The sequence below is a fragment of the Streptomyces sp. NPDC058198 genome (assembly GCF_042882605.1).
In the GTDB taxonomy this organism is placed as follows: Bacteria; Actinomycetota; Actinomycetes; order Streptomycetales; family Streptomycetaceae; genus Streptomyces.
The window spans coordinates 77,013-90,222 of sequence record NZ_JBHVVP010000019.1 but is presented as its reverse complement, the minus strand read 5'-3'; the positions used below and the strand labels follow the sequence as shown (position 1 = coordinate 90,222).

Here is a 13,210-nt window from a genome sequence, read left to right as displayed (position 1 = left end):
TCCGCATACTGGATGTATTCGGGCGTTCCGACAACGCAGCGAGGTGCCGTAGCTGTCGTCGTGCGCCCGCCACGGATTACGGGACAGCCCTTAGTCGCGCAGCGCGTTGAAGCGGCCCTGGTGGTAGAGCAGCGGACGGCCGGCTCCCGCGGGGTCACCGACGACGGCCTGGGCGATCACGATGCGGTGGTCGCCGGCCGGGACACGGGCGACGACGCGGCAGACGAGCCAGGCCAGTACGCCGTCGAGTACCGGCACATCCTCCGGCCCGGTCCGCCAGGCGGTGGGCGGCGCGAACCGGTCGGCGCCGCTGCGGGCGAAGGTGGCGGCCAGCTCCCGCTGGTGCTCGCCGAGTATGTGTACGCCGATATGACCGGCCTCGGCGAGGACCGGCCAGCTGGAGGACGAGGTGCCCACGCCGAAGGAGACCAACGGGGGCTCGGCGGCGACCGAGTTGAGCGAGGTGGCGGTGAATCCGACCGGGCGCTCGCCCTGGGCCGTGATGACCGCGACGCCTGCCGCGTGCTGCCGGAACACGGAGCGGAACAGATCGGGAGAGGCCAGCTGGGGAGTACCGAGACCGGGCGTTGCCGTCATCGAGTTGTCCTTCTGCGAGGGGTACGAACGGGGCCGTGACTGCTCAGCCGTCCGGACAGCGCGCGCTCGCGTTGCGGGCCAGGTCGACGTCGGCCCGCCCGAAGAGAAGGAGTTCTTGAGGCACTTGGTCAGGGTGACGACGCGTGGCGGGCTCAGTCAAGTACACCTGTCACACCGCCTCGCCGAGCGCGGCGATCACATCCACCGTGCGGGGCTGCCCGGCGGCCCTGCGCACGATGCGGCCGGCGGCGTCCAGCACCAGCACCGTGGGTGTCTTGAGGATGCCCAGCTCCCGCACCAGTTCGAGCCGGTCCTCGGCGTCCAGCTCCACATGGGAGACACCGTCGACCATGTCCGCCACCCCGGCGAGGGTGCGCCGGGTCGCCCGGCAGGGCCCGCAGAACGCGCTGGAGAACTGCACGAGCGTGGCCCGCTCCCCCAGTTCGGTCCCCAGCTCGGCCGCGCCGAGCCGTCTCTCCCTGTCCTGCCCGCGCACCGTCGGCCTCCCGTCGCACACCACCGGCCCTGTCGCCTTCGTCGCTGGGTGCAGCGTTCACACAACCGCACAATATTCCGGGGTCGCCGTGGCCGGGTCTCGCGGCCACGGCGGCGCGCCGGCCGCCGCCTTCCGTATCCGCTGGTCCGGCGGACGACGGCCGTGTTGCGCCGACGTGACAAGAATCTCGCTGTACGCGCAGAACAGGACTGGCCACGGGGCCGCGTATGGGGCACCATCGGCCCAATGCCGAAAACCTACGGCTGCGTAACTTCCGCCGGGAGAACCCTCCCCGGAACAGAAGGGTCCTCACCAGATGGCAGAGCTCGTCTATCGGCCGGTCATCGGCGCCGCCCGCACGATGTTCAAGGCGCTGGACCTGAAGATCGACACGCAGGGTTCCGAGCACATCCCGCGTACCGGTGGTGCCGTGCTCGTCAGTAACCACATCAGCTATCTGGACTTCATCTTCACGGGACTCTCCGCCCTCCCCCAGAAGCGCCTGGTGCGCTTCATGGCGAAGGAGTCGGTCTTCCGGCACAAGGTCTCCGGTCCGCTCATGCGCGGCATGAAGCACATCCCGGTGGACCGCAAGCAGGGCGAGCAGGCGTACGCCCACGCGCTGGACTCGCTGCGCTCCGGTGAGATCATCGGGGTCTTCCCCGAGGCGACCATCTCCCCGTCGTTCACGCTCAAGAGCTTCAAGTCGGGGGCGGCGCGGCTGGCGCAGGAGGCCGGCGTACCGCTGATCCCGATGGCGCTGTGGGGTACCCAGCGCGTCTGGACCAAGGGCCGTCCGCGCAACTTCAAGCGCAGCCACATCCCGGTGACGATCCGGGTCGGCGAGCAGCTGGAGGCGCCCGCGGACCAGTACGCGGGCGCGATCACCCGGCGGCTGCGCGACCGGGTGCAGGAGCTGCTGGAGGCGGCGCAGCGCGCCTATCCGGTACGCCCCAGGGACGCGCACGACACCTGGTGGGTGCCCGCGCATCTCGGCGGGACTGCGCCGACCCCGGCCGAGGCCCGCGCGGCGGAGGCCGGCTGAAACGTCTCTCCGCGGGCCGGATCCGGCCCGCGGCGGGACAGCGGTCTCACTCCGCGGCGCGGACGGTGATCCGGGCCCCGGGGCTGAGCTTCTCCAGTGACTCGGCGAGTTCGGCGCCCGCGGTGTCGAGCTCGCCGCGTGTCATGGGCGTGAGGCTCTCCAGCAGGAAGACAGCGTTCACCGACTCCTCGGTGAGCCGGGTACGGACGCCCTGACGCCAGTTCCAGCGCCGGCAGGTGACGCCCTCGTCGTCGCACCAGACGACCTCGCCGGGCTCGGGGTGTTCCACGGCCGCCTCGCCGCCGGCGACCGTCGGGAACGGCTCCTCGCCCGTGGCCCGTACGAGCCGCATACCGCCCGTGATGTGGTCGGTGTCCTCACCGCCGACCGGGATCAGATGGGCGACGCTGATGGCGTTGTAGAGGTCGACGAGCCGATTGATCCGGGGCAGCCCGGCGTCGGTCAGGGCGCGCTTGGCGAGGGCCTCCGCGGAGTTGCGGGTACGGGACGGCTTGGCGCCGAAGGCGGTGTAGGCCGCGCGCCAGGCGGCCATGTGCGGGTCCTCGTGCGGAGCGCGTCCGTCCAGCCGGGCGGCGAGCCGGCGTGCCGCGTCGTCCAGCAGGGCGGAACTGTCGGCATTGCTGGGGCCGTTCACCAGACCGCGGGCCTCGACCGCGAGATGGGTGAAGCCGGGCACGAGGGTGCGTACCTCGTCCGACACGGTGAGCGTCAGGGTCATCGTCTGCCTTGTCTTCGGGACGGCCGGATGCGGTGCACCGCACAGTACCGGATGGTCCACCTCAGTGTACTTGGCACATACGGAGAGCCGACCGGAAGGCAGTGCTTCCGGTCGGCTCTCCGTATGTGGACGGCGTCCCGTGCCTACGGCTGTGCGGCCATCTCTTCCTTGAGCGCCAGCACGAAGGCGTCGACATCGTCCTCGGTCGTGTCGAAGGAGCACATCCAGCGGACGTCCCCGGCCTTCTCGTCCCAGAAGTAGAACCGGAAGCGCTCCTGCAGTCGCTCGCTCACGTCGTGCGGCAGCCGGGCGAAAACGGCGTTGGCCTGGACGGGGTACAGGATCTCCACCCCGTCCACCGCGCGCACGCCCTCCGCGAGCCGCTGGGCCATCGCGTTGCTGTGCCGGGCGTTGCGCAGCCACAGATCGCCCGCGAGCAGCGCCTCCAGCTGGACCGATACGAAGCGCATCTTGGACGCCAGCTGCATGGACAGCTTGCGCAGATGCTTCATCGCCCGCACGGCGTCCGGGTTGAGGACGACGACCGACTCGCCGAAGAGCATGCCGTTCTTCGTGCCGCCGTAGGAGAGGACATCCACGCCGACGGTGTTGGTGAACGTCCGCATCGGGACGTCCAGCGACGCGGCGGCGTTGGCTATCCGGGCCCCGTCGAGATGGACCTTCATGCCCCGTTCGTGGGCGTGCCGGCAGATGTCCCGGATCTCGCCGGGTGTGTAGACCGTGCCCAGCTCGGTGTTCTGGGTGATCGACACGACCTGCGGCATGGCCCGGTGCTCGTCGTCCCAGCCGTACGCCTGCCGGTCGATCAGCTCGGGGGTGAGCTTGCCGTCGGGCGTCGGTACGGTCAGCAGCTTGAGCCCGCCGACCCGCTCGGGGGCGCCGCACTCGTCCACGTTGATGTGCGCGGACTCGGCGCAGATGACCGCCCCCCAGCGGTCGGTGAGCGCCTGGAGCGCGACGACGTTGGCGCCGGTGCCGTTGAAGACCGGGAAGGCCTCCGCCGTCGGACCGAAGTGGCTGTGCATGATCCGCTGGAGGTGACCGGTGTAGTCGTCCTCGCCGTAGGAGATCTGATGACCGCCGTTGGCGAGGGCGAGCGCGGCGAGGATCTCGGGGTGGGCTCCCGCGTAGTTGTCGCTGGCGAAGCCGCGCACCTCGGGATCGTGGTGCCGGCGGGCGTCCGTCGTACGGGACCTCACGGCTCGGGCGTCAGCCACAGGCGCTTTCCATTCACTTCCCGGGCGGGCCGCTCCCAGATCCCGGCGATGGCCTCGGCCAGATCCGTGACGTCCGTGAAGCCCGCGAACTTCGCGTTCGGGCGCTCGGCGCGCATCGCGTCGTGCACCAGTGCTTTGATCACCAGGATCGCAGCCGCGGCTCCGGGGCCTTCCTCGCCCCCCGCCTTGCGGAAGGCGTCGCCGAGCGCCAGGGTCCAGGCCTCGGCGGCGGCCTTGGCGGCGGAGTAGGCGGCGTTGCCCGCGGTGGGCTTCGCCGCACCGGCCGCGCTGACCAGCACGAAGCGGCCGCGGTCGCTGCGCAGCAGTCCGTCGTGGAAGGCGAGGCTGGTGTGCTGGACGGTACGGATCAGGAGCTTCTCCAGCAGATCCCAGTCCGCCAGGTCGGTCTCGGCGAAGCCGGCGCTGCCGCGCCAGCCGCCCACGAGATGGACCAGTCCGTCGATCCGGCCGAACTCCTTCTCGGTCTTGTCCGCCCACGCGCGCGTGGCGGCGGGATCGAGCAGATCGACGGTGTCGCCGGTGACCGTGGCTCCGCCGTGCGCGTACCGGGCCGCGTCGACGGCCTGCGCGAGGCGCGCGACATCCGCGTCCGCCGCGACGACCGTCGCACCGGCCTCGGCCAGCCGCAGCAGGGTGGCCCGGCCCGCCGGGCCCGCCGCTCCCGCCACCGCGACGACGGCGCCGTCCAGCGCGCCGTTCCTGTCGCTGTTCCCGTTCATGGCCGTCGTCTCCCGCTCCCGAGGGCTCACGCGGCCGCTCGCTCGGTGTCCTGCGCGGTGATCCCCTTGGTGGAGGCGATCACGTCCTTGAGCTTCTTGGCGAGCGCCTCATAGAACATGCTGAGCGGAAACTCGTCGGGAAGCACGTCGTCGACCAGTTTACGAGGCGGCTTCGTGAGGTCCAGGGCGTCGGGGCCCTTGGCCCAGCGGGAGCCGGGGTGCGGCGCGAGATAGGCCGAGACCAGGTCGTACGCGGCGAACCAGTGGACCAGCTTGGGGCGGTCGATCCCGGCCCGGTAGAGGCCCTCGATCTCCTCGCAGAGCTGGTTGGTGACCCCGGGGGCCCGCTCCCAGTCGATGCGCAGGGTGTTGTCGGTCCAGCGCACCACGTCGTGCCGGTGGAGGTAGGCGAAGAGCAGCTGGCCGCCGAGGCCGTCGTAGTTGCGCACGCGCTCACCGGTGACCGGGAAACGGAACATCCGGTCGAACAGCACGGCGTACTGGACGTCACGGCCCTGCGCGACGCCGTCCGCCTCCAGCCGTACGGCCTCACGGAACGCGGTGAGGTCGCAGCGCAGCTCCTCGAGGCCGTACATCCAGAACGGCTGGCGCTGCTTGATCATGAACGGGTCGAAGGGCAGGTCGCCATGGCTGTGGGTGCGGTCGTGGACCATGTCCCAGAGCACGAAGGCCTGCTGGCAGCGGTCCTGGTCGGCGACCATCTCGCGGATGTCGTCGGGGAGTTCGATCCCGAGGGTGCGGACGGCGGCGTCGGTGACCCGGCGGAAGCGGGCGGCCTCGCGGTCGCAGAAGATGCCGCCCCAGCTGAACCGCTCGGGGGCCTCGCGCACGGCGATGGTCTCCGGGAAGAACACCGCGGAGTTGGTGTCGTAGCCGGCGGTGAAGCCCTCGAAGGTGATGCCGCAGAAGAGGGGGTTGTCGTAGCGCGTGCGCTCCAGCTCCGCGAGCCACTCGGGCCAGACCATGCGCAGCACGACCGCTTCGAGATTGCGGTCCGGGTTGCCGTTCTGCGTGTACATGGGGAAGACGGCGAGATGCTGGAGGCCGTCCACCCGGTCGGCCGCGGGCTGGAAGGCGAGCAGCGAGTCCAGGAAGTCCGGGACGCCGAAGGCGCCGTCGGCCCACTTGTGGAGGTCCGCGACGAGCGCCGTGTGGTAGGCGGCGTCGTGCGGGAGGAGCGGGGCGAGCCGGCCGACGGCGGCGATCACACGGTCGAGCGCGGCCTCGGCGACGGCGCGGGACGGGGCGCCCTCGGCGTCGAAGTCGATCGAGCCGTCCTTGGACTGCCAGGGCCGGATCTCCTCGACGGCATTCTTGAGCTCCGGCCAGGCCGGGTGCTCGATTACCCGGGCGGCACCGGATATGCCGGGGGCGGCGGTTTCCTGCGCAAGAATTTCCGTCATGTCACTTCCTCCACAGGAGAACTTCGCGTTAAGACACCGTATAGGGCTTCCGTTCTCCCATACAACCGGAGGAGGGGCAAATTATCCTGTCGGACCCCCATGGTCACCGCTGATTCTCCTGCGGTACGGGGGTGGTACACCGATATCCCCCGCGCCACCGGAAGCCCCGGTGGTCCACACCGCCGCTCCCCCGTGCGCCGCGCCGCGGCCGCCGCGCGCACGTCGGGGTCTCAAGAGGGAGACCCGCTACTAGGCTTCCGCGCGGGAGTCGCCGTCGACGGAAGCGAGATCGCCTTGAGTTTCCAGACCATCGGTCATCGTGGAGTGATGGGTGTCGAGCCGGAAAACACCCTGCGCTCCTTTCTGCGCGCCGAGCAGGCCGGCATGGACGCCATCGAACTGGACCTGCATCTGAGCAAGGACGGCGCGCTCGTCGTGATGCACGACACCGCGGTGGACCGTACGACCGACGGGACGGGCCCCATCGCCGAGCAGACCCTCGCCGAGCTGCGGGAACTCGACGCGGGCGACGGCGAGCGGGTGCCGGTCTTCGAGGAGGTCCTGGACGCCGTACGGTCGCCGGTCCAGGCCGAGATCAAGGACGTGGCGGCGGCCCGCGCGCTGGCCGAGGTGATGCACCGGCGCGGGCTCGCCGGCCGCGTCGAGGTGTCGTCGTTCCACGACGAGGCGGTCGCCGAGATCGCCGCGCTGGTGCCGGGCGTCCGCACGGTGCTGATCGCCAGCCGCTGGGGCGCGGATGTGGTGGACCGGGCCATGGCGGTGGGCGCCGGCTCGCTGGCCCTGAACATCCGCAGACTGACCCTGGAGGTCGTCGAGCGGGCGCACGCCGAGGGGCTGGGGATCATCGGCTGGGTGGTGAACACCCAGGATCAGCTGCGGCTGGCCCGGGCGTTCCAGCTGGACGCGGTGACCACCGACTTCCCGGAGATCCGGCGCACCGGCCGGTTCACCGCCTGAGCCCCGGCGCCCCTGACAGGACCAGAGCCGGACCAGCGGCTGGACCGGCGGCTGGGCCAGCGGCTGCGCCAGGACCTAGACCAGCGGCTTGACCAGCAGCTCGAACTTCAGGTCGTCGCGCTGCGGCAGGCCGAAGCGCTCGTCGCCGTACGGGAAGGGGAAGAGCTTTCCCGTACGGCGGTAGCCGCGCCGCTCGTACCAGGCGATGAGTTCCTCGCGCGCCGTTATCACGGTCATCTGCATCTGGCGGACCCCCCAGGTCTCGCACGCGATGCGCTCCGCCGCGGCGATGATCACCCGGCCGAGACCCGCCCCCTGCAGTCCCGGCCGCACGGCGAACATGCCGAAGTAGGCGGCCTCGCCGCGGTGTTCGATCTGGCAGCAGGCGATCAGCCCGCCGTCCCGCTCGACGACCAGCAGCCGGCTGCCGGGCGCCTCGATCACGTCGAGCACGCCCTGCGGGTCGGTCCGCTGCCCCTCCAGGATGTCCGCCTCCGTGGTCCAGCCGGTACGGCTGCTGTCCCCGCGGTAGGCCGACTCGATGAGGGCGACGAGCGCGTCGGCGTCGGCTGCCGTGGCGTCCCGGTAGGTGAGTTCGGCGGCGGAGCGCGAGGCAGTGTCCATGGTGCGGGTTCTCCTGATCCGGGCTGCGGTGGGACGCCCGCAGCCTAACGCGGAGACCCGTCGCGGAACCCGGGCGGTGGCCACCGGAGCCGGGACCTCCGGCTGACCACCGCCCGCGGCGCTCGACGGCCGCCGGGCCGGTGCCGTACGCGGATCAGCGACGTACGGACCGGGACGTACCGGCCCGCCAGCCGTGCCGGGGGACGAAACCGAGCAGTCCGGCGCAGGCGCTGGTGTCGAACAGCGAGCTGTGGCCGGCGAGTTCGGCGAAGGCGGGCACGCCGGGGTGGTGCTCCGCCATCAGCGCGGCCGTCGGCAGCGGCGAGGAGGTGTCGGAGGCGGCGACATTGACCACATGGCAGCCGCGCGGCTCCGTCTCCAGCGCGCACCGGATCGCCTCGGCGGCGTCCCGGGTGTCCAGCCAGCCCCACAGATCCATCCGGTGGGCCGCGGGATCGGACCGTACGGCGTCGAGCTGGAGCGCCAGCCGTTCGCCCGTTCCGGTGAAGGGGAACCGCATACAGACGATGTCGGTCCCGTAGCGCCGGTGGGTGGCGCGGGCGGTCTCCTCCAGGACGATCTTCGAGAGCCCGTAGGGGTCCTGGACGAGGATCGGATGTTCCTCGTCCAGGGGGACGTACCGCGGCGACTGCGGCACCGGCGACCAGGCGAGCCCGACGGCGGACAGGCTGGAGGCGGCGACCACCCGGCGGACGCCGTTGCGGCCCGCCTGGTCCAGCACCCGGTGCGCGGTCAGGCAGTTGGTGGCGAACAGGGCGCTGGCGTCGTCCATGTTGGGGTGCGGGATGGCGCCCAGATGGACGACCGCCTCGGCTCCGTCCATGGCCTTGCGCACCAGTTCCGGGTCCTGGAGATCGCCCGTGTGGACGGACTCGACGCGGGGGTCGTCGACGGGGACGAGGTCGGTGGCGACGACCTGGTGGCCATGGGCCAGGAGGTCGTCGAGCACGAACCCTCCGATATGACCGGCGGCGCCGGTGACCAGCACACGCATCAGCCCTTCACCGCCCCGACCAGTCCGTTGACGAAGTACCTCTGGAGGCTGAGGAAGAGCAGGATCACCGGGATGACCACGATGAGCGCGCCCGCCATCAGATTGTTGTAGTGCGGCACGTTCTCGGCGGAGAGCGTCTGCAGACCCAGCGGCAGGGTGTACGTGGACGGGTCGTTGAGCGAGACCCGGGTGAGCAGGAACTCGTTCCAGGTCGGGATCGCCGTCAGCAGCCCCACCGTGATCAGCGCGGGTCTGGCCAGCGGCAGATAGACGGCGGCGAAGATCCGCAGTTCGCTCGCCCCGTCGACGCGCGCGGAGTCGCGCAGCTCGTCCGGTACGGCCATGAAGGCGCCAGTCATCAGCAGGACGGACAACGGGGCACCACCGTTGACGAAGGGCAGGACAAGACCGAAGTGCGAGCCGAGGATGCCCATCTTGTTCTCCAGCAGCACGATCGGCAACATCACCGTGATGCCGGGCACGAACAGCAGCGAGACGAACAGCTTCTGCAGCGCCCCGCGGCCGGGAAAGCGCAGGACGGCGAAGGCATAGCCGGCCGCCGCGTAGATCACCAGCGTCAGCACCACGGTGTAGAGCGTGACCAGCAGGCTGTTCAGGAAGAAGTCGAAGAAGTGCAGCGTGTTCCAGGTGTCGACCAGGGTGTCGAACGTCGGGTTCCGCGGGATCAGATTCCCGCCGCGTACGACCTCGATCTGGTCCTTGAAGGCGGCCGACACCATCCACAGGAACGGATAGACGCTGACGAGGCCGTACAGCCCGAGCAGCACGCCGACGACGGAGCGGGCGACGACCCGGCGGGTGCGGGCCCCGCGCTCGTCGGGCGGGCCGGGGCGGGCCGGGAGGGAAAGCGAGGTCATGGTGTGCTCCGCGATGTCATGTCTTGCTCCGCAGTGCCCGCAGATTGATCAGGGCGAGGACCAGGGCGGCGGCGAACAGGATCCAGCCGAGCGCACTGGCGAGCCCCAGGGTGGGCGAGAGATTCTTGAGGAACGCGAGGCGGTACGCCTCCAGGCCCAGCACATTGGTGTGGTCGCCCGGGCCGCCGTTGGTCATCACCAGGAAGGTCTGGAAGCCCTGGAGCGACTCGCGCAGATTGAGCAGCACGACGACAGCGGTGATGGGCCGCACCAGCGGCCACACCACCGAGGCGTTGGTACGCCACCAGCCGGCGCCGTCCAGCTCCGCGGCCTCCAGCACGCTCCGGTCGATGCCTTGCAGGCCCGTCAGATACAGCAGCATCGCGACCGGGACCTGCCCCCACACCGTCACCACGATCATGGTGGGCAGGGCGGTGGACGGATTGCCGAGCCAGCCCTGTGGCTGCTGGAGGGAGCCGAGCCCCAGGCCGTCGAGCAGGAGGTTGACGGCGCCGTCCGGCTGGAGGATGTACTGCCAGGCGAAGAAGACCGCGACCCCGCTGGTCACGTACGGCAGGAAGTACACCGAGCGCAGCACCGACCGGAACCGCTTGACCCGGTTGAGGAGCACGGCCAGCGGAAAGGAGACCGCGACGGTCAGGGCCGGCGCGGCGATCATGACCCAGAGGGTGTTGAGCGCCGCGTGCCGCACCCGGGGCGCGTAGACGGGGCTGCGCCACAGCAGGTCGGCGTAGTTGTCGAGGCCGACCCACTTCCAGTTCGGGGAGAAGCCGTTCCAGGTGGCGAAGCTGAGCGCGAAGCCGTAGCCGACGGTGTACAGGCCCATGACGCAGAACAGGACCACGGCGGGGCCGACGAACAGGTACCCGGTGAGCGTTTCGTACGACCGCGCGCTCCGGCGCGGTGCCGGTGCGGCCGCGCCGGGGGCCCCGGCCGGGCGGCGGCGTTTCTCGCCACCGTCCCCGGCCGCCCCCGGCGCGGTCTGTCGGGGAGCGGTTGTCACTGCACCGCCGCCCAGTAGGAGGCGTTGAGCTCGCGGAGCTTCTGGGCCGTCTCCTCGACGGACTGCTGCTTGAGCGGGGTGAGGTCGGCGAGGATCGCGCCCGCGTCGTCCTGCTCGTAGCCCGGCGCGCGGAACTCGTTGCCGCGGCTCGGGTCGTACGTGTTCGCCGGGGTGCCCTTGAAGCTGTCGACCATGGCGGTGAGCGTCGGGCCGAGGACGGTAACGGAGTCCGCGCCGAGTTCGGTGGCCGGGACGTCGGAGGCGTCCTTGGCGAACGTCGCGGCGACCTTCTGCCGGGACAGGAACTCCATCCACTTCTTGGCGTTGTCCGGCTGCCCGCTGGTCGCGGTGAGGCTGAGGCCGGTCAGCGCGAGCGGGCCGAGCGCGCGGTCCGGGACGGCGCCGTCCTTCGGGGAGGGCAGCCCGAACGCGAACAGGTCGTCGGGGTTCATCCCGTTCTGCTGGAGGAAGGCGAGGGTGAAGGTGCCGCCGACGTTGAAGGCCGACTTGCCCTGCGCGAAGGCCTGGTCCGCCTGGTCGATGGTGAGGGTCTGGGTGCCGGGCATCCAGTACGGCGTGAGCTGGTCGTACAGGCTGAGGACCTTGATCCCGTCGGGCGAGGCGAAGTCGGCGTTCTTGTCCTTGCCGAAGAGGTTCTCGTACCCCTGCTGACCGAGCTGGCTGAAGGCCAGCGGCTGGAGCACCCAGTTCAGGCCGGTGGACTGGACCTTGAGACCGAGGGCGAGGCCGCCGGTCCTGGGGTTCTTGGCGGTGGTCGCCTTCAGCGCGGCCACGAACTCCGCCCAGTCGGCCGGCGGCTCGGTGATGCCCGCCTCGGCCAGCATCTTCTTGTTGGCGTAGACGATGCCGAAGGTGCCCACGGTGAGCGGCACGCTGTAGCGGGCGCCCTTCTCGATGCCGTGGTCCTTGGCGGTGTCGGGCTGCGCGTCCTTGAACCGCTGGTCGGTGACGAGGCCCGACTGCTGTACGGGCTGCTGGACGCGGTCGGACCACGCGCCCTTGAAGTCACCGCTGAGGTCGGACACGAGCCCCGCCGCGCCGAAGACGCGGTCCTCGCCGTCGGAGTGCACTTCGAGCACATCCGGCAGGTCACCGGTCTTCGCCGCGCTCTGCACCTTGGTGGTGTACGCGTCGTCGGGCGTATAAGCCTCGATCTTGACGGAGATACCGGTCTGTTTCTTGAACTCGGCCGCCGCGTTGCGCAGCGCGCCGACATGGGTCTGCTTGAAGGTCCACATCTCCAGCGACGTGGCGTCACCGCCGGAGCCGGAAGAGCCGCCGCAGGCGGCGAGGGTGGTGAGTGAGAGCGCGGTGGCCGCGGCCACCGCCGCGCGCCGGACATTCCGCGAAAAAGGTATGCGCATGGCCCCTACCTAAGGATCAACCGTTCAGAAGGCCGAATGACGTTGGAGTGACTGAACTTATGAGCGTGGTGATATAGCGTCAAGACGCACGTCGAGATTCGTGCTGACCGGATCGCCGAGGGGCGCCGGTGCGGGAAGCGGAGGTTCCGTGGAATCGGTGGCAGCAGCAGCGCGCGGGCGCAGGCCCGAAGAGGTCAAGTCCGCCGCTCGGGTGCTGGAAGTACTCGAGCTGCTCGGCGCGGAGGGCGCCCGGCTCTCGCTCGCCGAGATGGCCGGCGCGATGGCCGTGCCCAAGAGCAGCCTGCACGCGATCCTCCGCACGATGGAGGCGCGCCGCTGGGTGGATCTCGATCCGTCGGGCACCCGCTACAGCCTCGGCCTCAAAGCCCTGTTGACGGGTACGGCCTATCTGGAGGGCGACGATGTCGCGAGCCTCGCGGGGCCGGTGCTCGACGCCCTCGCCGAGGAGACGGGCGAGTCGGTCCATCTGGGCAGGCTCGACGGAACGGACGTCGTCTACCTGGCCAAACGTGAGTCGCGGCATGCCCTGCGGATGTACTCGGCGGTCGGCCGCAGGCTCCCCGCGCACGCCACCGCGCTGGGCAAGGCGATGCTCTCCCAGTACGACGCGGCCGAGGTGCGGATGCGGCTCAACTGGCCGCTGGAGCGGCTCACACCCGACACCGTCACCGACCCGGACGAGCTGCTGCGCCAGCTGTCGGAGGCGCGGCTGCGCGGCTGGGCGATGGACGACGGGGAGAACTCGCCGGACATCCGGTGTGTGGCCGTGGCGCTCGGCACCGGCCATGGCGGCGGCGACGCGATCAGCTGCTCGGCGCCCAAGAGCCGGATGGACGACGCCCGCGCGCAGGAGGTCGCCGGGGCGGTCACGGAGGCCGCCCACTCGCTGCGGACTCTCCTCAAACGGCTCGGTCAGCACTGAGGCCGTTCGCGCCCTTATTTGGTAGAGTCATTGACAAATCAAACTGCCCCTCCCTACGTTCGGATAGCAGTACACCATTCTGCT

14 protein-coding genes are annotated in these 13,210 nt (G+C 70.4%); 3 read left to right on the top strand and 11 right to left on the bottom strand.

The window, feature by feature from the left end:
• Positions 1 to 90 precede the first annotated feature (90 nt).
• Positions 91 to 597: a flavin reductase family protein gene (locus tag ACFVWW_RS33240; RefSeq protein WP_384192639.1), complete on the bottom strand. Its 507-nt coding sequence runs from the start codon at positions 595 to 597 to the stop codon at positions 91 to 93.
• Positions 598 to 766: 169 nt separating this feature from the next.
• Positions 767 to 1,117 (bottom strand): TlpA family protein disulfide reductase, encoded by a 351-nt coding sequence (locus tag ACFVWW_RS33235; RefSeq protein ID WP_384192638.1) that lies wholly within the window; start codon positions 1,115 to 1,117, stop codon positions 767 to 769.
• Positions 1,118 to 1,409: 292 nt separating this feature from the next.
• Here ACFVWW_RS33235 and ACFVWW_RS33230 point away from each other — a divergent pair, with 292 nt between their 5' ends.
• Positions 1,410 to 2,138, top strand: a complete 729-nt coding sequence (locus tag ACFVWW_RS33230; RefSeq protein WP_384192636.1) for a lysophospholipid acyltransferase family protein — start codon at positions 1,410 to 1,412, stop codon at positions 2,136 to 2,138.
• 46 nt (positions 2,139 to 2,184) lie between these two features.
• On the opposite strand, the gene ACFVWW_RS33225 is transcribed toward ACFVWW_RS33230, so the two are convergent.
• The 4 genes from ACFVWW_RS33225 to ACFVWW_RS33210 all read right to left on the bottom strand — a co-directional run bounded on the left by ACFVWW_RS33225 (position 2,185) and on the right by ACFVWW_RS33210 (position 6,279).
• Positions 2,185 to 2,877 (bottom strand): B3/4 domain-containing protein, encoded by a 693-nt coding sequence (locus ACFVWW_RS33225; protein WP_386878007.1) that lies wholly within the window; start codon positions 2,875 to 2,877, stop codon positions 2,185 to 2,187.
• 143 nt (positions 2,878 to 3,020) lie between these two features.
• Complete coding sequence (locus tag ACFVWW_RS33220; protein ID WP_384192632.1) at positions 3,021 to 4,115, bottom strand: threonine aldolase family protein; 1,095 nt, start codon at positions 4,113 to 4,115, stop codon at positions 3,021 to 3,023.
• Complete coding sequence (locus tag ACFVWW_RS33215; protein WP_386878006.1) at positions 4,094 to 4,855, bottom strand: SDR family NAD(P)-dependent oxidoreductase; 762 nt, start codon at positions 4,853 to 4,855, stop codon at positions 4,094 to 4,096. Before ACFVWW_RS33215 ends, ACFVWW_RS33220 begins: the two co-directional genes overlap by 22 nt.
• 26 nt (positions 4,856 to 4,881) lie before the next feature.
• Positions 4,882 to 6,279, bottom strand: a complete 1,398-nt coding sequence (locus tag ACFVWW_RS33210; RefSeq protein ID WP_384330417.1) for a DUF6421 family protein — start codon at positions 6,277 to 6,279, stop codon at positions 4,882 to 4,884.
• Positions 6,280 to 6,606: 327 nt separating this feature from the next.
• On the opposite strand from ACFVWW_RS33210, the gene ACFVWW_RS33205 reads away from it, so the two are divergent.
• A complete protein-coding gene (locus ACFVWW_RS33205; protein WP_384192625.1) occupies positions 6,607 to 7,257 on the top strand; it encodes a glycerophosphodiester phosphodiesterase in 651 nt (216 codons plus the stop codon).
• A 75-nt stretch (positions 7,258 to 7,332) separates the two neighbouring features.
• On the opposite strand, the gene ACFVWW_RS33200 is transcribed toward ACFVWW_RS33205, so the two are convergent.
• The 5 genes from ACFVWW_RS33200 to ACFVWW_RS33180 all read right to left on the bottom strand — a co-directional run bounded on the left by ACFVWW_RS33200 (position 7,333) and on the right by ACFVWW_RS33180 (position 12,183).
• Positions 7,333 to 7,881 (bottom strand): GNAT family N-acetyltransferase, encoded by a 549-nt coding sequence (locus tag ACFVWW_RS33200; protein ID WP_384192623.1) that lies wholly within the window; start codon positions 7,879 to 7,881, stop codon positions 7,333 to 7,335.
• A gap of 154 nt (positions 7,882 to 8,035) precedes the next feature.
• Positions 8,036 to 8,896, bottom strand: coding sequence for an NAD-dependent epimerase/dehydratase family protein (locus ACFVWW_RS33195; RefSeq protein ID WP_384330412.1), 861 nt, complete (start codon positions 8,894 to 8,896; stop codon positions 8,036 to 8,038).
• Entirely contained in the window at positions 8,896 to 9,774 is an 879-nt protein-coding gene (locus ACFVWW_RS33190; RefSeq protein ID WP_384192618.1) for a carbohydrate ABC transporter permease, read from the bottom strand. Before ACFVWW_RS33190 ends, ACFVWW_RS33195 begins: the two co-directional genes overlap by 1 nt.
• Positions 9,775 to 9,790: 16 nt before the next feature.
• Positions 9,791 to 10,798, bottom strand: coding sequence for a carbohydrate ABC transporter permease (locus ACFVWW_RS33185; RefSeq protein WP_384192615.1), 1,008 nt, complete (start codon positions 10,796 to 10,798; stop codon positions 9,791 to 9,793).
• A complete protein-coding gene (locus ACFVWW_RS33180) occupies positions 10,795 to 12,183 on the bottom strand; it encodes an ABC transporter substrate-binding protein (protein WP_384192612.1) in 1,389 nt (462 codons plus the stop codon). Before ACFVWW_RS33180 ends, ACFVWW_RS33185 begins: the two co-directional genes overlap by 4 nt.
• A gap of 157 nt (positions 12,184 to 12,340) precedes the next feature.
• Here ACFVWW_RS33180 and ACFVWW_RS33175 point away from each other — a divergent pair, with 157 nt between their 5' ends.
• Entirely contained in the window at positions 12,341 to 13,126 is a 786-nt protein-coding gene (locus ACFVWW_RS33175; RefSeq protein WP_384192609.1) for an IclR family transcriptional regulator, read from the top strand.
• The last annotated feature ends 84 nt before the right edge of the window (positions 13,127 to 13,210 follow it).